At 34.1% G+C, this 18,040-nt stretch carries 17 protein-coding genes and 1 riboswitch; of the genes, 4 read left to right on the top strand and 13 right to left on the bottom strand.

What is annotated here, in order from left to right; translation table 11 throughout:
• Positions 1 to 6: 6 nt before the first annotated feature.
• Entirely contained in the window at positions 7 to 654 is a 648-nt protein-coding gene (locus ABJD27_RS03850) for a diphthine--ammonia ligase (RefSeq protein ID WP_348170801.1), read from the top strand.
• A gap of 134 nt (positions 655 to 788) precedes the next feature.
• Here ABJD27_RS03850 and cobC read toward each other — a convergent pair whose 3' ends face one another.
• The 4 genes from cobC to ABJD27_RS03870 are packed head-to-tail and all read right to left on the bottom strand — an operon-like array spanning position 789 to position 3,658.
• Positions 789 to 1,355 carry an alpha-ribazole phosphatase gene (gene cobC, locus ABJD27_RS03855; RefSeq protein WP_348170798.1) on the bottom strand — a complete coding sequence of 189 codons (567 nt, stop codon included), beginning with the start codon at positions 1,353 to 1,355 and terminating at the stop codon, positions 789 to 791.
• A complete protein-coding gene (locus ABJD27_RS03860) occupies positions 1,340 to 2,101 on the bottom strand; it encodes an adenosylcobinamide-GDP ribazoletransferase (RefSeq protein ID WP_348170795.1) in 762 nt (253 codons plus the stop codon). The genes cobC and ABJD27_RS03860 overlap by 16 nt, the downstream gene beginning before the upstream one ends.
• Complete coding sequence (cobT, locus tag ABJD27_RS03865) at positions 2,102 to 3,145, bottom strand: nicotinate-nucleotide--dimethylbenzimidazole phosphoribosyltransferase (protein WP_348170792.1); 1,044 nt, start codon at positions 3,143 to 3,145, stop codon at positions 2,102 to 2,104.
• 9 nt (positions 3,146 to 3,154) lie between these two features.
• Positions 3,155 to 3,658, bottom strand: coding sequence for a bifunctional adenosylcobinamide kinase/adenosylcobinamide-phosphate guanylyltransferase (locus ABJD27_RS03870; protein ID WP_348170789.1), 504 nt, complete (start codon positions 3,656 to 3,658; stop codon positions 3,155 to 3,157).
• Between the two features lie 92 nt (positions 3,659 to 3,750).
• Positions 3,751 to 3,983: riboswitch (cobalamin riboswitch) on the top strand.
• 67 nt (positions 3,984 to 4,050) lie between these two features.
• Between ABJD27_RS03870 and ABJD27_RS03875 the strand changes: the two genes are divergently transcribed.
• The gene (locus ABJD27_RS03875) at positions 4,051 to 5,943 is read left to right on the top strand and encodes a TonB-dependent receptor plug domain-containing protein (protein WP_348170786.1); all 1,893 of its coding nucleotides are present in this window, start codon (positions 4,051 to 4,053) and stop codon (positions 5,941 to 5,943) included.
• A 101-nt stretch (positions 5,944 to 6,044) separates the two neighbouring features.
• Here the strand turns inward: ABJD27_RS03875 and ABJD27_RS03880 are convergent, their stop codons facing one another.
• Together ABJD27_RS03880 and ABJD27_RS03885 are read right to left on the bottom strand one after the other, a co-directional pair.
• A complete protein-coding gene (locus ABJD27_RS03880; RefSeq protein ID WP_348170784.1) occupies positions 6,045 to 6,293 on the bottom strand; it encodes a GlsB/YeaQ/YmgE family stress response membrane protein in 249 nt (82 codons plus the stop codon).
• A 247-nt stretch (positions 6,294 to 6,540) separates the two neighbouring features.
• Positions 6,541 to 7,758 (bottom strand): bifunctional alpha/beta hydrolase/OsmC family protein, encoded by a 1,218-nt coding sequence (locus ABJD27_RS03885; protein WP_348170781.1) that lies wholly within the window; start codon positions 7,756 to 7,758, stop codon positions 6,541 to 6,543.
• Positions 7,759 to 7,861: 103 nt separating this feature from the next.
• On the opposite strand from ABJD27_RS03885, the gene ABJD27_RS03890 reads away from it, so the two are divergent.
• Positions 7,862 to 9,097: a DUF418 domain-containing protein gene (locus ABJD27_RS03890; RefSeq protein WP_348170778.1), complete on the top strand. Its 1,236-nt coding sequence runs from the start codon at positions 7,862 to 7,864 to the stop codon at positions 9,095 to 9,097.
• A gap of 578 nt (positions 9,098 to 9,675) precedes the next feature.
• Here the strand turns inward: ABJD27_RS03890 and ABJD27_RS03895 are convergent.
• Positions 9,676 to 10,458, bottom strand: a complete 783-nt coding sequence (locus ABJD27_RS03895) for a hypothetical protein (RefSeq protein WP_348170775.1) — start codon at positions 10,456 to 10,458, stop codon at positions 9,676 to 9,678.
• A 59-nt stretch (positions 10,459 to 10,517) separates the two neighbouring features.
• Here ABJD27_RS03895 and ABJD27_RS03900 point away from each other — a divergent pair, with 59 nt between their 5' ends.
• Positions 10,518 to 11,210, top strand: a complete 693-nt coding sequence (locus tag ABJD27_RS03900; RefSeq protein ID WP_348170773.1) for a porin family protein — start codon at positions 10,518 to 10,520, stop codon at positions 11,208 to 11,210.
• A gap of 78 nt (positions 11,211 to 11,288) precedes the next feature.
• On the opposite strand, the gene ABJD27_RS03905 is transcribed toward ABJD27_RS03900, so the two are convergent.
• The 6 genes from ABJD27_RS03905 to ABJD27_RS03930 all read right to left on the bottom strand — a co-directional run bounded on the left by ABJD27_RS03905 (position 11,289) and on the right by ABJD27_RS03930 (position 18,010).
• Complete coding sequence (locus tag ABJD27_RS03905) at positions 11,289 to 11,969, bottom strand: ribosome-inactivating family protein (RefSeq protein ID WP_348170770.1); 681 nt, start codon at positions 11,967 to 11,969, stop codon at positions 11,289 to 11,291.
• 459 nt (positions 11,970 to 12,428) lie between these two features.
• Complete coding sequence (locus ABJD27_RS03910) at positions 12,429 to 13,088, bottom strand: CPBP family intramembrane glutamic endopeptidase (protein WP_348170767.1); 660 nt, start codon at positions 13,086 to 13,088, stop codon at positions 12,429 to 12,431.
• A 124-nt stretch (positions 13,089 to 13,212) separates the two neighbouring features.
• Entirely contained in the window at positions 13,213 to 14,037 is an 825-nt protein-coding gene (locus ABJD27_RS03915; protein WP_348170764.1) for a LytTR family DNA-binding domain-containing protein, read from the bottom strand.
• A 201-nt stretch (positions 14,038 to 14,238) separates the two neighbouring features.
• The gene (locus ABJD27_RS03920) at positions 14,239 to 15,159 is read right to left on the bottom strand and encodes an adenylate/guanylate cyclase domain-containing protein (protein ID WP_348170761.1); all 921 of its coding nucleotides are present in this window, start codon (positions 15,157 to 15,159) and stop codon (positions 14,239 to 14,241) included.
• A gap of 145 nt (positions 15,160 to 15,304) precedes the next feature.
• A complete protein-coding gene (locus ABJD27_RS03925) occupies positions 15,305 to 16,003 on the bottom strand; it encodes a DUF2490 domain-containing protein (protein ID WP_348170758.1) in 699 nt (232 codons plus the stop codon).
• 84 nt (positions 16,004 to 16,087) lie between these two features.
• Complete coding sequence (locus tag ABJD27_RS03930; RefSeq protein ID WP_348170755.1) at positions 16,088 to 18,010, bottom strand: S9 family peptidase; 1,923 nt, start codon at positions 18,008 to 18,010, stop codon at positions 16,088 to 16,090.
• Positions 18,011 to 18,040 lie beyond the last annotated feature (30 nt).

Consider the following 18,040-nt stretch of genomic DNA (forward strand, 5'->3'; position numbering starts at 1 on the left):
TAATGAATGAATTTTTTATGCTCGTGGAGTGGAGGTAAGGATAGTTGTTATGCTTTTTATAAAGCAGTACAATCTGGATATCAACCTACGGTTCTTCTTAATGTGATGAATGAATATGGAGATCGATCTCGTTCTCATGGGATTCCTAAAGAAATTCTTGAGGCTCAAGCAACAGCCATAGGAGTTCCTATCCATTTTTTTAATAGTACGTGGACAGATTATGAAGTAAACTATATCAAACACTTAAAAGACCTTGTAAAGAGGTATGACTTGTCTCATGCTGTTTTTGGAGATATAGATATTGCTTCTCATCGTGCTTGGGAGGAAAAAGTATCTGCTGCAGCAAGTGTAGAAGCGGTGTTGCCTTTATGGCAAGGAGATAGAAAGGAATTAGTGCTAGCCATGATCGAAGATGGAGTAGAAGCTATGATTGTGTCTTGTAATCAAACAGTAGGGTCTGATTTTCTAGGAAGAATGATTGATAAGTCACTTCTAGAAGAATTAGAAGCTATGGGAGTAGACGCCTGCGGTGAGAATGGAGAATATCATACGTTAGTCGTAAATACTCCTTTTTTTAAGAACCGATTAGATATTGAAATGACTGGAAAAGCTACTTCGAGTAATTATAATTTTGCAGAATTACAGCTGAAGTAATTTTTATGAACTCTTCACTCTGAACTTGTTTCAGAGTCTCAATAATACAATCATGAGTAATCTTTTGAGATGCTGAAACAAGTTCAGCATGACAACTATTATACTTTCTATCACTTTATAAATATTCAAAAGAATTAAGAAACAGGAATATCAGTCATTACTTTAATCTCCTGATTCACTTTCCTGAGATGAATCACATCTCCGTATTGAATCTTAATACGAAATGATTTTTCTAAAGGAATGTCAAGTAACCTAGCTAACAAAGCACGCATAGGACCTGCATGGGAAACAATAATAGTATTTTGGATAGTTTCAGCTTGTTGCAATTCTTCAAAAAAAGAATATACTCGTGTTGCCAAGTCTACATAGGACTCTCCATTAGGAACGCGTACGTTTACAAAGTCATTCATCCAAGGCTCTATGTCTTTTTGAGGAATATCATTCCAAGGCATAAGCTCCCAATCTCCAAAATCTAATTCCATTAGCCTATTGTCATAAGTGATGGGGGTTTTGTACGCTTTCGCGAAAGCGGAACAACGTTGTAAAGGACTTGAAATAACGTGATACGAATCTTCAGGAACTACATCTAGTATAGCTTTAAATTCTTCAGGATAACTGTCTGCAAGTTCGAGATCACTCTGACCATAACAAATGCCTTTGTCTATTTTGGGAGTGGTGTGACGTACTAAATAAATGTCCATAATGTGATAAGACTTATATAAAAAATGACTTCAGAGAGCTGTTGTACTGCACCTGCGCAATCGCCTGTTTGACCGCCAAGCCATTTGGTGAATTTGGCTCCCAGATACATTTTGGATAGATACATAGGAATGATGACTAGAAATACCCAAGGAGATTTAAAAAAGAATAATGGGATGATTCCTATAAGCCCGCTTATAATCACAATATCTATACTGATATTCTTTGCAGCAGGCTTGGCTTTACTGTCTTCTGTATCTCTTACATAAGGATGTGTATACAGTAATGTAGTAGCAATAAAGCGACTTAAACTATGTCCAGAAATAATAGTTAATGGAATATAATACGTAGGAACTTCTCGTAATGCTGAAAACTTAATAGCTAGTAATAACCCTAAACCAATGACACCATAGGTGCCTAGCGTAGAATCTTTCATAATGAGAAGGATTTTTTCTTTGGTCCACCCACCTCCAAGACCATCACATACATCTGCAAATCCGTCTTCGTGAAAAGCACCTGTCGTATATACTGATGTTGCCATACTTAGTAAAATGGCAATTTCTAAAGGTAAAATAAACGAAGCTCCATAAAATACAAGTGCTGCGATACTACCTACTAGAATCCCTACTAAAGAAAAATAACGAGCACTTTTTTTGAGATACGTAGGATTGTGGTCTACCCATTTTGGACACGGAATTCGTGTAAAAAACATAAGGGCTGTAAAAAAAACATGAATTTCTTTTTTCATTTAGTTGGTTGTTTCTCCGCTTACACCTGCACTTTCAAAACTAGCCATTTCATCTAAGAAATTAACAGAAGCTTGTAACAACGGTATGGCTAGTGCTGCACCCGTTCCTTCTCCTAGTCGTAATCCTAAAGATAGTATAGGTTGTACTTTTAAAAAATCTAACATTTTTATATGCCCTTGCTCATTAGAGGTATGCGCAAATAGGCAATAATCTAATACGTTGGGTTGGATGGCGTGTGCAGCTAGTAAAGCTGCAGTGACAATAAATCCATCAATTACGATGGTCATTTTTAATTCGGCGGCTTTTAAAATTGCCCCCGTAATCATGGCTACCTCAAACCCTCCAAAAGTTGTTAATGCCTCTATTGGATTTTGAATATTATAGTTGCGATATACCTCTGATAGAATACGTTGCTTTTTGCTAATACCATTTTGATCAAGCCCTGTTCCAGAACCGATACATTCTCCTATTGGAATCTGTGTAAAATAACTCATAAGTAAAGAAGCCGATGAGGTATTACCTATTCCCATTTCTCCAAATCCAATCGTATTTACACCTTCTTTATGTAAATTAGAAACAATATCCTCTGCGTGTCGAATCGTAATTTCCAGTTCACGAGGTGTCATAGCAGGACTATCCTGATAATTCTTAGTTCCCATAGCGACCTTTGCATTAATGATGTTAAGATCATTTGCAAAGTCATGGTTTACACCAGCATCAACGACTTTTAAATCAATATTATTAGTTTTACTCAATACATTAATAGCAGCACCTCCCTGTGCAAAATTATACACCATTTGAGATGTTACTTCTTGCGGAAAAGGATTTACTTCTCCTTGAGCAGCAATCCCATGATCTCCAGCAAAAACAACGATAGTTGGCTTTGTGATTTTTGGCGATACGGTTTGTTGTATACATCCTATTTGAAAGGCTATGTTTTCTAGCATTCCCAAAGCACCTATGGGTTTTGTTTTTAAGTCAATTTTATGTTGAATTTTAGCTTCTAACTCTTTGTTTTTAGTAGAGGTGATGGTAACGTTCATGTATAGAGTTTATTTAAGAGTCATAGGAATTCCAGAAACCATAAAAGTGGCTTTATCTGCTCGTTTTGCAATGTGTTGATTTACCCAACCTTGAAGTTCGGTAAACTTTCTACCTACTTCGGTTTGTGCATGCACACCCATTCCTATTTCGTTAGAAATGATAATGATAGTAGCATCTATATTTGCTAGTTTGTCAAATTCCGCTTTCGCGAAAGCTAAACATTGCTGGATATCATTTTTTGTATCAACAAAATAGTTTGTAAGCCATAAAGTCACACAATCTATTACCACGACATCATCGGTAGAAACTACTGCTGAAATGTTTTTTTCTTCCTCTATAGAAGTCCAACGTTCATCCCTATCTGCTTTATGTCTATCAATACGATCTGTATGGTCACCGCCCCAATTGCGTGATGTTGCAATGTATATTGGTGTGTCAGATAGAGAAGTAGCCAGTGCTTGCGCATGACTACTTTTTCCTGAACGTTCACCACCTGTAATATAATAGATCATATACTTCTATTTTTCAGAATTTATGAATGCAAAGATTATGTTTTTTTGAATTAATAGTAAAGAAAATAAGATTTGATTATAAAAATGATAGTATCTTCGTATCGAATTTTGGTTTGATTATGTCATTTTATGATAGTATCAATTAAAAGGGAATCTGGTGAAATAGTGAACTATTAATTCCAGGACTGTTCCCGCAACTGTAATTCTTTGCCGATGTATTTCGGCACCTTTTGGATGTTATTTACTACAAGACCACTGGCATAAGCTGGGAAGGTATGATAACATAAGATAAGTCAGGAGACCTGCCCATTTTCAGCAAAATAAGTCAAACTTTCGGGATAAAAGTTTACGTATAATAGTGATTATACTATTCTCGATTTTAATTAAAAAAAATGAAAAAAAAATCAAACGCGTTTCTAGCAGTAGGAATCTTGTGTTCTATGTTTGCATCAGCACAACAAGATCAACAACCTAAAGTTGAAACATTAGAAGAAGTAGTGTTAACAGATTCTCGTTTTGCATTAAAACGTGAAAATTCTGGAAAAACAGTAATTACAATTTCTAAAGACGAAATTGAAAAAAATCAAGGACGTTCTGTAGCCGAATTAATCAATACAAAATCTGGTATTGAAATAAACGGAAGTAGAAGTAATGCAGGACAAAACTTAGGTGTTTTTGTACGAGGAGGAAGAAATCGTCAAGTACTTGTTATTATTGATGGAGTACAAGTTTCTGATCCATCTCAAATTAATGGAGAGTATGATTTACGTCTATTATCTTTAGGGAATATAGAGAAAATAGAGATAATTAAAGGGGCAGCGAGTACACTTTATGGAAGTGGCGCAGCAGCAGCTGTTATTAATATTACAACAAAAAAAGCAACAGATGAAGCTATTAATGTTGTCGTAAGTTCTAGTATTGGGACAAATCAATCTCAAGATGATCAAGATTACAGATTATCAGATTTTAATAATAGTGTAGATGTAAACGGAACGCTAAATAAGTTTACATATAAAGCTGGATACAATCAGCAATTTACTGACGGACTTTCTGCTGCTATTGTAGAAGAAGGAGAAGGAGAAAGAGATGATTTCTCTAGAAAGAGTTTTGATGTAAATCTAGGATACCAATTTACAGATGCATTTTCTGTAAACGTATTTGGAAATGTAACAGATATTAATTCAGATTTTGATGGTGGGTCTTTTGCAGATGTGACAGGGAGTGTCTTTAAAAGTGATCAATATAGAGTGGGACTTTCATCTACATATAAATATACCAATGGTAGTGTAAATGTAAATGCATCGTATAGTACATTTGAAAGAAATTTTATTTCTGATTTCCCATTTTCTGCCGAAGGAGAGAACTTAATATTGGATGTATACAATAAGTATACTTTTAATAAATCATTTTATACGATTATAGGTCTTAATGTAATAGACAACCAAGTTACATTTGAAGGAAATACAGTAAACGAGAATCCTGATTTTAATATTATAGATCCGTATGCAAATGTGGTATATGTATCAGATTTTGGGTTAAATATTAATGTTGGAGCGCGATTAAATAACCATAGCGAGTATGGATCAAACTTTACATACAATGTAAACCCTTCATATACATACAAATTTGGAGAAGGAAGTTATGTAAAGCCATTTGGATCATATAGCACATCATTTATCACTCCATCTATAAGTCAGTTATTCGGTAATTTTGGACCTAATCCAGAATTAGATCCTGAAGAAAACCTAACGATAGAAGGAGGAGTTGAGGTCAAATTAGGAAAGAACTTTAGAGCAAGTGCCTTATACTTTGATAGAGAGGAAACAGACGTGATTCTTTTTGATTTTACAGAAGGGTACTTTAATAATCCTGATGAAGTAAACACAAGTGGTATTGAAGTAGAGGTAAACGCTACTCCATTAAAGAACCTATCATTAACAGCAAACTATACCTATATAGATAATGAAAATGAAGCTGTACTTATTCCTGAAAGTAAAGGAAGTTTTGTAGTGGGATATGATTTTTCTCCTAGAACATTTGCTTCTGTAGCATATCAGTATACAGATGATAGACTGGCAAATGATTTTAGAGACTTTCCAGCTACAGTAGTAACATTAGAAAGTTTTAGTCTAGTGAATTTAGCATTTGGTCATACATTAAAGAATGACAAATGGAGATTCTTAGTAAGTGTAGATAATGTATTAAATGAAGATTATCAAGATGTTTTTGGATTTACGACAAGAGGCGCAAACGTGAAACTTGGAGTAACTCTTAATCTTTTATAAGAATTAGTTGAATTAAGCATATTCTATTTGCATTGTAAATAGAGTACAACTAAAAAGCACGTATCATATATTGATACGTGCTTTTTTAGTTTTATGGAGATCTATTTCTTTTTAAAGATCAGATTAAATAAGAATAGAATTACGATTGCTCCTATGGCTCCTGTAAGTATGGCTCCAATCCAACCAGAACCAAGACTAACGCCAAGTTTTCTTAATAGCCAATTACCAACAAAACTACCGATGATCCCGACGATAATATTACCAATAATGCCTAACCCGCTGCCTTTGTATAGTTTACTCCCTAGCCAACCAGCTAATGCTCCAATAATTAGTGTTGCAATTAATCCCATGTTTTGATTTTTTAGTTGTTAGTATACTACCAATGTAACAGATTTTTTTGAGATTGTTTATTTACTACTGTGTTTTTAGATGCTTGTTTGTATCAGAAATATTTTCTTTATCGTCATCAATCCCTAGTATACATACAGAAGTTAGATATTAAGTATAGTCATAAAAAAATGGAGGTTATCATACTTGTTTTGTATAATAACCTCCGTTTGGATATGTATATAGCTAGATGTAAAAATATATAGCTATTTATTCTGACAGACTAATCACTTGTGTCTCGTTGTGTAATGTTTTATGTACAGGACATTTATCTGCAATTTGCATGATACGTGCTTTCTGTTTTTCGTCTAGTGTATCGGCAGTCAGTTTTACGACTCTTGTAAAGGTGTCTATTTTTGCTGTTGGATCGTCTTCACAAGCTTGACAATCTTGAGGGTACGATTTAGAGTAACTTGTATGTACCTCTACATTGTCTATTTTCCACCCTTTACGTCTAGCATACATTTGTATGGTCATTGCTGTACAAGCAGATAATGATCCAGCTAGCAATTCATAAGGTGTAGGTCCATAATCGTTACCACCTATACTTGGCGGTTCGTCAGCCTTCATATAATGATTTCCTAGTTTAAGTTGCGTGGTAAACACATCTTCATCATCTAGACTTGCAGCTACTTGGTATGTACTTGTAATTGTTTCTTCTTCTGGAGCTGGAATATATCGTGCTGCCCATCCTGCTACAATTTTACCAACATAAGAAGCATTTTTCTTATCAATTAATAAATGTTCAGAACCATCCAGAGTAACAAAACTTTTTGGGTGATGCGCTGCGTGATAAATCTCTTCTGCATTCTTAATAGAAACAGTAGCATCTTGAGGCGAATGTAAAATCAATAATGCTTTATGTAAATGACGAGCAGCCGTTACACAAGAGCTAGACTCTAGATCATCTATAAATTGTTTCTTAAACGTAAAATCACGTCCGGCAAGTGTTACATTAGCCTGTCCTTCTTGCTTAATTACATCTAGTTTGCTACCTAATTGTTTTTGTACATGCTTTGGATTACTAGGAGCTCCTATAGTCGCCACAGCTAGGACACTATCTATTTGCCCCCCTGCAAAAATGGCAGCGGCACCACCTAAAGAATGCCCAACAATAAGCGAAGGTGCTTTATATTCTTTTGCAAGAAACTCAGACGCACTAATAAGGTCGGTTACATTGCTAGAAAAATTCGTATCGGCAAAATCACCATCACTACCTCCTAGACCCATAAAGTCAAAACGTAATACCCCAAAACCTTCTGATGCTAGTGCACGACTCACATTACGTACTGCACTAAAATCTTTACTACAGGTAAAACAATGTGCAAAAATGGCAAAATTATGAGGGTTTTGATTTGCAGGAAGATCCAATCGTGCTGATAAGGATTTCCCTTCTTTATTTGTGAATGTTAATTTGCTTGATTTCATGAAATTGATTTGTTTTGATGGTACTCTAAGTCGGTTTTCTGTAATATTCCTAACGTTTTTCGGTGCGTTAAGTTACAAATATTCCCATTTCTAAATTGTATTTTTGAATACCATTTTAACAGTATCGATGTCCGTAGAAAAAGAAGCAAGCATATACCCTATATCAAAACGAATAGCAGTACTAGACATTCTTAGAGGATTTGCATTGTTTGGTATTTTTATGGTGAATGCAGAGATTATGAATTGTGTCTTTATGAATCAAGATACATTCTCACAACAATGGACAACTCCTATAGATCGTCTTGCTGTACGAGTACAACAATTTTTCTTTTATGGAAAATTCTTCCCTATTTTCTCTTTCCTATTTGGCGTAGGAATCAGTATTCAATTTTTAAGCTTAAAGCGAAAGGGGATATCGATGACGTTTTTTTATCGCCGCATGGGTGCCTTGTTTCTGTTTGGAATTGGGCATATTCTTTTTTTATGGTCAGGTGATGTGATTCACCTTTATGCACTCTTAGGATTGTGTATTCTTTTCTTAATACGATGGAAACCTAAAAATTTATTGTTATTAGCAGGATGTATATTCCTTTTTCCTTTCTATAATACCATTTTTGAGTGGGTGCTTTCTACCACTGGATATCAACCTGAGTCCTATTTGGCAAACTATAAACCAGATGATATCGTACAAGTTATTAGAGAAGGTTCGTATAGAGATGGTATGGGATTACGCATACAAGAATATAAAAGCAATGTAGCCGTATTATTCCTATCATTAATGCCTATCGCTTTTGCAATGTTTATTTTAGGACTCACGATAGGGAAGAAGGGATGGTTACAAGATATTGATAAGTGGATACAGCAAATTAAGAAACCCGTTTTATGGATTGCTGTATTGTCTAATATATATAGAGTATTCTTTTTGTTCTTTTTATGGGAAACGGCTATTTGGAAAGCACCCTTTTGGAGAGACACTTTTATCTATCTCATGCATATCTGTGATACCTTGATGGCATTGTTTTATGTTTGGTTGATTGTATATCTATACCAATATAGATTTTGGAAAAAAATACTAAGTCCATTACAATACGCAGGACGTATGGCACTCACTAATTATTTATTACAAAGTGCTATAGGGCTGTTTATTTTTTCTTCTATTGGATTACACTGGTATCAAACCTTATCACCTTCGCAAACGATAGGACTCGCTATTGTTGTATTTATGGTGCAAGTATTACTTAGTAAGCTCTGGTTACAGTTCTTTAAGTTTGGTCCTTTAGAATGGGTATGGCGTTGTATCTCGTATTGGAAGGTGTTGGGGATTAGGAAGGGAGATTGAATGTAAAAAATAATGAAGTGTAAAAAGACACTAATTTTTCAGATAAATATAGAACCGAATTTTATATTTTGTTTTTAACTTGTAGTTTACTTTTTAGCTCTTTTGCTAAATTCTTCATCCTACTATCATTAGAGGTCGCCCAATCAATAAATTTAGTTATTTCTACTTTGTTGTCATTTATTATGTGATGTTTCCCTCTAGACTTATGACTCAAGATTTTTGTCTCAGTCATTTCGATAGAGTGAGGTATGAGCGACGAGCCTGCCTACCGCAAGCAGGAAATAGCATCATATTGAGTATTTATCATATGATCTTAACTAGACGTGTGATCTCTCCTGTAGTCGAGATGACTACAATCATTATTTTGATATTATGAGAGGTTTTTGATTAAGTATTAGTCTTGATTCCTGATTCTTTTGATTCTTGTTTCGCTTTCGCGAAAGCGGAAAAAAGAATATAGAAGGAATAGCAGAAGTTTGGAATTTGATGTGCAATCTCCCCTGTTAGTGAGATGAATTTATCACGTCAATACACTTCTAAAGTTCTATTTTATAACATTTTAAACAACTCTATCTATATTAATTAGGATATGAAAATTTACCATTGAGGTTATAAACACTACCTACTGATAGATCGCAAAAGATGAAAGTGACCGTGTTACCATCGTTTTCAATAAATAAAGTTTCATCAATAGGGGAAGTACCTCCACCTTGACTCCCTATACCAAAATCTTCTATAAGTATGATCACTTCTCCGTTAGATCTGATCGATTGATTATCGTACGAATTTACGGTTGTATAGGCTCCTGTAAGTGGTAGGTTTGCATCTATCTCATTAAAGCGAACTTTAATTCGTAATGTAGAACTAAAAGTGCTTGTTTCAAATTCAAGATTACCATCGTTAAAACCACTTGGATCATCTAAGGAAACTGTATTAATTGAAATTGTACCAAATCCTGTATTGATCGAGTTTTCTTGTTGTGGATCACAAGATGGTGCTGGATCTGTAGTAAATTGAAAAACCTGTCCATAGCCAATTCCTACTTCATTAATACCATACGTGCTATAATAGTATGTTGTACTCGGTGTTAAGATATCGTAGGTGTCTGAGAAAAAACCAATACCTGTGCCTACTTGAATTTTTACATCTTGAACCGTTGGAGGGTTAGACAATCCAAGTACCAAACCATACTCCGTAATTGCTTTCCCACCTTCTCCTAATACAAAACCACCAAGTACGGCAGAGTTTGCTTGAATGTTAGTAGGTTCATCTGTTACCATTATAGGTGCAAGAGGGTCAATATTTTCGATTTCGCAACTTATTGATATAATAGCAATTAGATAAAGTATAGCTTTTTTCATAGTAAAAATTGAGCGCAAATATAACATTTCTATATATTTGCGCCCAGTAAAATCAATCTATGCGAAAAATTATTTTATGTGTTGTTGTACTTTTTAGTACTCAAATAGCGTTGTCTCAATTCTTTAATAATAATTCTGCAAATGGTATTTTTGATGGTAGGTTTGGAGTGACTATAGGAGTGACAAACTATGTGACAGATACAAATCTTCTTTTCTCAAAATCGGGAACAGGATTTACTGTAGGTCTTATTGGAACTGCTGAATTTTCTGATAGATCTAGTTTGATTATGGAAATCAATTATAATCAACACCGTGTAAAATTAGTAGGTAAGGAAGATGAGCTAAGCCCTCAGGAAGATATTCCTTTTAATCTCGTTGATTTTTCTGTACCTATAATTTTCAACTACAATTACCTCCTCCTTGATGATTTTAAATTTGGCGTTCAGGCTGGACCTTCGTTTCATTTGTTACACAGCTTTGAACTTGTAAATGATTCTGATGAAGGTCACATTCTTGAACCATTATTATTAGAACCAAGATTTTTGCGTTTTGATGATGAGAATGAGAAAGTCTCTTTTAATATTTTTGGTGCCGTCGGATTAAGTGTCGAGTATAACGAAAAAATATTAGCGCAGTTTAGATACTACCGAAGTATTACAGATCCTTATAGACAAGCTCCTGTGGTGTCTCGTTTTGTTGATATAGAAGGGCAGGACTATTATTTTTCATTCACTGTATCTTATTTATTCTAATTCAATCCATTTCCCATTCACTAAATTTTTCCATTCGGGATTTTTATTGAATTTCTACTTTATACGTACAGGATCAACCTATTTCGTGTAAGGTTGAAGTCGATGCAATTCATACACTGCAATACTTTTATCTACTTTGCCTGAATAAGCAGCTCCGACGGATAGCTCAGCCCAACGTTCGGCCATATAATAGAAATAAGCAAAAGTGGTATTGTACGAGTTACCTGCAATAAGTTCGTGCACAATAGTTGATATTTCGCTAAAGCGAATTCCTTCAACCAAACACCAAAATAGGCGAAGCAAATCTTCATTTTTATCCGTCCAATCAATGGTCAAATCAACAACTTGATCTATGGAATTTTGTAGGGCTGCCAAAGTAACTGATTCCTGACAAACACTATCAATTTGTGTATAGGTGCCAATTTGATAATAGGCATCACCGTAAGGGATTTTATTTGCTTTTGGAATCGTAAAACCAGCTTGGTTCAAGGAATCAAAAGCTTCTCCTTCATAGGCGAAATATTGATTGTCAATCTTGAAGCCATATACATAATAAAACTCAAGGTTTATAATCAAGGTAAGTTGGCTCTTATTGGAAGTGATGTTTAAATATGCATACTGATTGCCATCCAGGTATACTGCAGGATAGTTGTTTTTATTATATGTAAAATTTTGAGAAGTAGCTGCTCTAAAAGTAGCATAATCATGTAGGAATTGATCCTCCTCCAATGTTAGGCTATACGATTTGGTTGTGTTCATAATTATGTTTTGTTATACTATTGATTAATAACCAACTTAAAACATCTCGATGAGCTGTGGGAAAACGGTGAATGCTACAATGATTTGTAGTATTAAAGTTAGTTATTTATGTACTTCTATTTTTTTTTAATATTTACAACGGATTTGTATATGTTTTGTAGCGAATTTCACGCACTAAAATATAGTAAATTAAAAGCATATAAAATGATAATAAATATATTCGTAAATAAGCAAGTAATAGCTATAAAGTATATACGGTATTGGTTAAAGTATGAAACGCTCCAATTGTAATTATCTCAATTATTTTTCGAGTTAGATTCAGCACAACTATTTTGTCTAAACCCTATAAACTCATCGGGCATGGCCATTGTTCTGTTTTATTTTTATAACAAAGTATAGTTCCAAAAAGGAACATTTTATTGAGTACACTCAAGGTGTTCGTATTATTACTTGGTATCGTTACACAAAATCAAAGTAAATACAAGTTAAAGCTATGGTGTTAAAAAAACCATGTACGGCTATAATAAACCACAAATCGTATTTACGCAAGTAGAATATCAGGGCTAAGAGTGCTCCAACAATCCAAGTAACAAGTTGTCCAGTAATTCCTTGATAGCTATGCATAAAGCCAAAAAAACCAGTAATTAGGACAATGTTAAGCACAATACTGACTTTGCTTTCCCCAAAGAATTTTACAAATTGTCGCATAAAATAACCACGAAAGATTATTTCTTCACCAAATCCCGCAGTAGCCCATACTAATAATAAAGTAATTAAAAAGGCTGGAAGATTTCCTTTTAATTGATCAAAACTTGAATAATCTATAGGAGTTTCTGTGAGTTCTGTAATCCCAGGAACCAATAGGAAGACATAAAAAATAAAGAGCCCTAGTGCCACTAATGGAGCAAGTACGAAAATGTTTTTAAATGTGAACTTTTCACGTTGAAATCCAAGTGCAGAAAATGGTTTTTCTTTATATTCTATATAGCTTGCTATAATGATTAATATAGAAATAATGATATTTTCTATGGTTATACGGAATGGTCCAAACCAAAAAAAGCAGATGATTGAAATGGTGATTAATGGAATTAATATTTGTCGTAAGGTGATTTTGTTCATTGTTTTTTGATTTTAAATTCTAAACGAAATAATGAACAAAATCTCTGAAATCCCCCGTAAACACTTATGCTTTTACTGAATGGTCGTAATTAGTAACTGAATAGTCGGTAGTTTTTGGCATCTTTTATTGAAACCAATCCATAAATGTTTTTCGCTTGTAACGACTGATATTGATTTCGGCAATTGCATCATTTTTAATGAAAGCTTTTAACCGAATACGCAACTTACCATTTTCAATCTTTTCGATTAGGTCTACAGTATCTTTATGAATGATGATTTGCCGATTAGCTCTAAAAAATAATTGATCGTTTATTTTTTCTTCGAGCTCATTTAATGTAAAATCAGTATTAATTGTAGTGCCATCATTTTGTACAGTATACACAATTTTGTTTTCGCTATAAAAACATGCAATATTTTCATAGGTTAGCTTTGTCATTTTCGCGCCACTTTCAATAGTAATTTCAGCATCTCTTATAGATAACTTATATAAATTGTATATGTCTTGAGCATACAATAAAACGATGAGGATAAAACATATTAATAAAGTGATTAGTAAACCAATTAATACATAATAGAACTGTAGCTGTCCACCTGCAACTATTTCTATAAAAATACTTACAGGAATATAAATTATTGCAATATATCCTAAAGTAGAAGCCATGAACCTTACGATGGTAGAAGTCTCCACCTTTTTTGAGAAATGTTTTTTTTTGTAAAATTTAAAATTAAGATCCGCCATGATTCCGACGAGAATAGATAAAACAATGGTAAACAGAAAACCTACAATAGGGAATCTATAGGATTCACCACCTGGAAAACTGCGCGTTGCTAAATGATTTACAACTAAAGCAAAAATCGTTAATATGATTGCTTTTTGGACCCAACGCCATGAAGAACTACTGATACAGGTATGCCATTCTGTTTTCTTGGTTGGTTGTTTATTACTCATGAATTAGAAGCTCTTTTTTTTCAAATTCAAAAGTAAAGAATAATTTCTCTATAGAACTTTCGCCAACAATCTTATGTATGAAATATGGTGTCTAAAAAATGCTAATTTTCGAATTAACATAGAGCCGAGTTTTTATATTTTGTTTCATTTTCGCGAAAGCGAGTTTTAAAACATCTACCATACCTCAGTAATCACAAATGACTAACAGATTTCATACAATGTATAAAGCCCTGTCTTTCCTTTTAGAGTAGTTTCAAAGACATTACAGGTCGGGTATGCTTCCTCCACTTTTTGGTATGCTTCTTTTGAGAGTAGGAGTTTGGTGCCAAATTCCTTATTGGCAGATTCAATACGGCTGGCATAATTTACGTTATCACCTATGATAGCTAGCTTTTTCATAGCACCTGTATCAAAGGGACCTACAATCACATTTCCATAGTGAACTCCAGCTCTTATGCCAAAATGAGTATTAAAATTCTCTTTGAGGTATTCATTAAAATCTTCTAATTTCTGATTCATACCTTCAATCGCCTGGATGGCATCCAAGACAGCATTGTCGCTATCTTCATCGATACCAAATACTGCTAAAATCCCATCACCAGCTACATCACTAATAATTCCTTTATTGTCTTTAATAATGGAATTCATCATTTGATAATACCGATTGAGTACATGTACAATATCATACGGAGGAAATTTTTCAGCAAAAGAGGTATAATTTACAATATCGGTAAATACAATCGCTAACTTTTGTTGCCGCCCTAAAGCAATTTCTGAGTCTTCAGAAAATTGTTCTGAGATAAGATCGATATCTAGTTCGTCTGATACCATTCTTCGGATTAATACATCACCTTTTAGCTTTGTTTGGCAAGCCAGTCTGATTTCCTCGGGGAAGTTTAGCTTCGTTGCAATGAGAAGTTCTAGTTCATTTTTTGGATAGCAATTCTCAATTCCTTCCATAATACTCACCCGACAAGTAGAGCATTTTCCTTGCCCTCCGCAGGCATGCGCATGATTTATATGTGCTGCTAATGTTGCCTTTAAAATAGTGTTGTCTTCAGCACAATGAATCTCTTGTTTCTCTTTAAATAAGTGAATTTTATTAGAAGTAGTATGACTCATTTGTTATTTTTTGCTTCTCTAGTTTAGACGATTGTAAACTCGTTTTATGTTTAGACGAGACAATTGTATAAAACATAGGAATAAAGGTAGACTTTTGTAATGAAGAACTATAGGACATATAACATTTGGTCATCTAGCTTTTCCTTTAACCTTTAACCTCTTCTTTCTTTTTTCTAAAATCAGTTTTAATAAATACGGCAACCTGAAAACGATCAAAGGTATCTACTCTAAAATCATTTTTAAGGTAGCCAACTTGTGTGCTCAAGTTTTTAGAGAAATTGTACCCTACAGCGCCATATAAACGATTTTGTCCGAAGAAATCATTCTGTAAATTAATAAATACTTCATCATAAGCAGTTAAGAACCATTTATCATTAAATGGATACGTAATCCTTAAAAAATAACGGGCACGATGTTGCGTATCATTTCCCGAAAGGGGACTATCTATAAAACGTTGTTCCAAACGATATCTGTGACTGAACTTAAATTTACCTACGGAGTTACGTAGTACAAACTGTTGGTAGATACGGTGTTCTGTAGTATTTTTTTCTCCATCTGGTTCTTCAAAAGTAGGGTCCGTACTAATAAATCCATATCCAAAAGAAGCCATGGCTTTATCTGAGATATGATAGTTTAAAGCAGAACGTAATAATAATTGATTAAAATTATCTGCAAACTCATAGTTACGATATTGTACTTCGGCGTGGATACTTAACTTCTCAGAAACTCGATGATTTGTAAATAACATATACCAAGCCCCGAGATCATCTTCTCCTGTTTCTTGTGCTTGTATTGTAAGTGTACTAATAAATAGTAATAAGATAGGTAATAGTAATTTTTTCATTGTATATAAATAGTAAAAGTGCTTTGATAAATATAAACCCTATAGGTTAATTATCAAAGCACTTATTTTGGATTAATTTGTTTTTTATAAATCGTTTTCTTTTAAAGCATTGCGATCTCCTTTAAGGTATTGATCTAAGAATTCTTTTACTTTTTTTGATGCTTCCATCTGGTTTTCTTTTTTAACAAAACCATGGCCTTCATCTTCAAAAAGAACATACTCAACAGGCACTCCATTTTTACGAACCCCTTCTACAATCTCATCACTTTCTACTTGTAGTACTCTTGGGTCTTGTGCTCCTTGTAATACGAGTAATGGTTTTGTTACTTTATCAGTATGGAATAGTGGAGAAATCTGTCTCAGACGAATAGAATCTGCAGTATGTGGGTCTCCCATTTCGTCATATAACGCATCTTTAAAGGACGCCCACCATGGTGGAATGCTTTTAAGTGTACGAATCCAGTTGGTTACACCAAAATAGTTCACACCAACTTTAAACTCTTCTGGAGTATATGTAAGTGCTGCCATAGTCATAAAACCACCATAAGAGCCACCCATAATTCCTATTTTATCAGGATCAATAACATCTTGTTGAGCAAGCCAATCTTTACCAGCAACACAATCTTTAAGATCTTTATCTCCATGATTTTGATTATCCATCTGATAAAAAGTCTTTCCATATCCGCTACTACCTCTATTGTTTACTGCAAGAATGGCATATCCTTGATTTACGAGATATTGCGTACGCGAACTAAAATTAAGTCTTGATTGCCCTCCAGGACCACCATGTACCATTACTAATGCTGGTACTTTATTGTTTGCATTTGCTTGCTTAGGTTGATAATAGATAGCAGGAACTTCTACCCCGTCAAAAGATTTGAATCGTACCACAACACCTTCTACAAGGTCATCTGGATTGATATCTTTATTAAGTACATCTGTTAATTGGTGGTACTCTTTGGTCTTCATATTATAAGAGTACATATTTGAAGGCTTAGCTGAATTTCCTACGCGTAATAACGCCATAGACTCATCTCTAGAAAAACTAGCACTACCCACAGACTGTCCATCTATTTCTGGAAAATCTATTGTTTGTCCAGAAGCAACATCTGTTACTTTCATGACTGTTTTTGCATCGTCATTTGTAAAGAACACATTGTAGTTTCCGTTACGAGTGAAGTAATAACTAAATACTGGCCATTCATTATTGGTAACACGTTCTATAGTACCTGTAGCAATATCATAGCTTGCTACATAAGTATTTTCGGCTCCTAAATCTGTAGAAAAGTAAAGCATTTTTCCGTCAGGAGAAAAATCTAAGTGTCCATTACTACTTAGTTCAGAGTTGATTTTCTTTTGCTCTTTGGTTTCTGTGTTTACGATGTATAGATTGCTATCATTAGTATTAATCGCTTCAGATAAGGTGATGTATTTTCCATCATCACTCATCGCATTAAAATCCAAGCTACTTTCTACTTTATAGACCATTTTTGATGTAAAATCATCGATGTTCATTTCATAATGATCTAGAAACTGAGGATCACGCTCATTACTTCCATAAAAGAAACTTTTACCATCTTTAGACCATCCTCTAAAAGCAGTTCTTACACCTTCAAGTGGAGTCAATGCTTTTACGCCTTCTTCATCTTTTACAAACAGCTTAAAAATCTCATCACCATTTCCGTCCATTCTAAATAAGATACGATCATCTTTAGGGAAATAAGAGATTCCATAAACAGAGCTACTATCACTTTGTGTAATAGGAGTGAGTTCTCCTCCTTTTGCAGAAATAGAATACATATTAATAATTCCTGAGCGATTGCTTGTAATTAATACCTTGGATTTATCGGCAGAAAAGCCATTGGCTCCTGCACTTTCATTATCCATAAATTGCTCGATAGAGTATTGAGCAATGGTTCGTTCTTGGGGCGTAGCTTCTTGTGTTTGTTCTTTACATGAGAAAAGAATCAAAACACAACCAGCTATGAGATAAACTGCTTTTTTCATACGATTAGATTGTTAGTTATTAAAAAAGAC

Source organism: Dokdonia sp., from assembly GCF_039945015.1.
GTDB lineage: Bacteria > Bacteroidota > Bacteroidia > Flavobacteriales > Flavobacteriaceae > Dokdonia.

Coding starts and splice junctions, on each gene's coding strand:
- ABJD27_RS03930 (WP_348170755.1), bottom strand. CDS start 18,010: ATGAAAAAAGCAGTTTATCTCATAGCTGGTTGTGTTTTGATTCTTTTC.
- ABJD27_RS03905 (WP_348170770.1), bottom strand. CDS start 11,969: ATGAACACAACCAAATCGTATAGCCTAACATTGGAGGAGGATCAATTC.
- ABJD27_RS03915 (WP_348170764.1), bottom strand. CDS start 14,037: ATGAGTAATAAACAACCAACCAAGAAAACAGAATGGCATACCTGTATC.
- ABJD27_RS03850 (WP_348170801.1), top strand. CDS start 7: ATGAATTTTTTATGCTCGTGGAGTGGAGGTAAGGATAGTTGTTATGCT.
- ABJD27_RS03920 (WP_348170761.1), bottom strand. CDS start 15,159: ATGAGTCATACTACTTCTAATAAAATTCACTTATTTAAAGAGAAACAA.
- ABJD27_RS03870 (WP_348170789.1), bottom strand. CDS start 3,658: ATGATCTATTATATTACAGGTGGTGAACGTTCAGGAAAAAGTAGTCAT.
- ABJD27_RS03895 (WP_348170775.1), bottom strand. CDS start 10,458: ATGAAAAAAGCTATACTTTATCTAATTGCTATTATATCAATAAGTTGC.
- ABJD27_RS03900 (WP_348170773.1), top strand. CDS start 10,518: ATGCGAAAAATTATTTTATGTGTTGTTGTACTTTTTAGTACTCAAATA.
- ABJD27_RS03860 (WP_348170795.1), bottom strand. CDS start 2,101: ATGAAAAAAGAAATTCATGTTTTTTTTACAGCCCTTATGTTTTTTACA.
- ABJD27_RS03880 (WP_348170784.1), bottom strand. CDS start 6,293: ATGGGATTAATTGCAACACTAATTATTGGAGCATTAGCTGGTTGGCTA.
- ABJD27_RS03910 (WP_348170767.1), bottom strand. CDS start 13,088: ATGAACAAAATCACCTTACGACAAATATTAATTCCATTAATCACCATT.
- ABJD27_RS03875 (WP_348170786.1), top strand. CDS start 4,051: ATGAAAAAAAAATCAAACGCGTTTCTAGCAGTAGGAATCTTGTGTTCT.
- ABJD27_RS03925 (WP_348170758.1), bottom strand. CDS start 16,003: ATGAAAAAATTACTATTACCTATCTTATTACTATTTATTAGTACACTT.
- cobC (WP_348170798.1), bottom strand. CDS start 1,355: ATGGACATTTATTTAGTACGTCACACCACTCCCAAAATAGACAAAGGC.
- ABJD27_RS03885 (WP_348170781.1), bottom strand. CDS start 7,758: ATGAAATCAAGCAAATTAACATTCACAAATAAAGAAGGGAAATCCTTA.
- cobT (WP_348170792.1), bottom strand. CDS start 3,145: ATGAACGTTACCATCACCTCTACTAAAAACAAAGAGTTAGAAGCTAAA.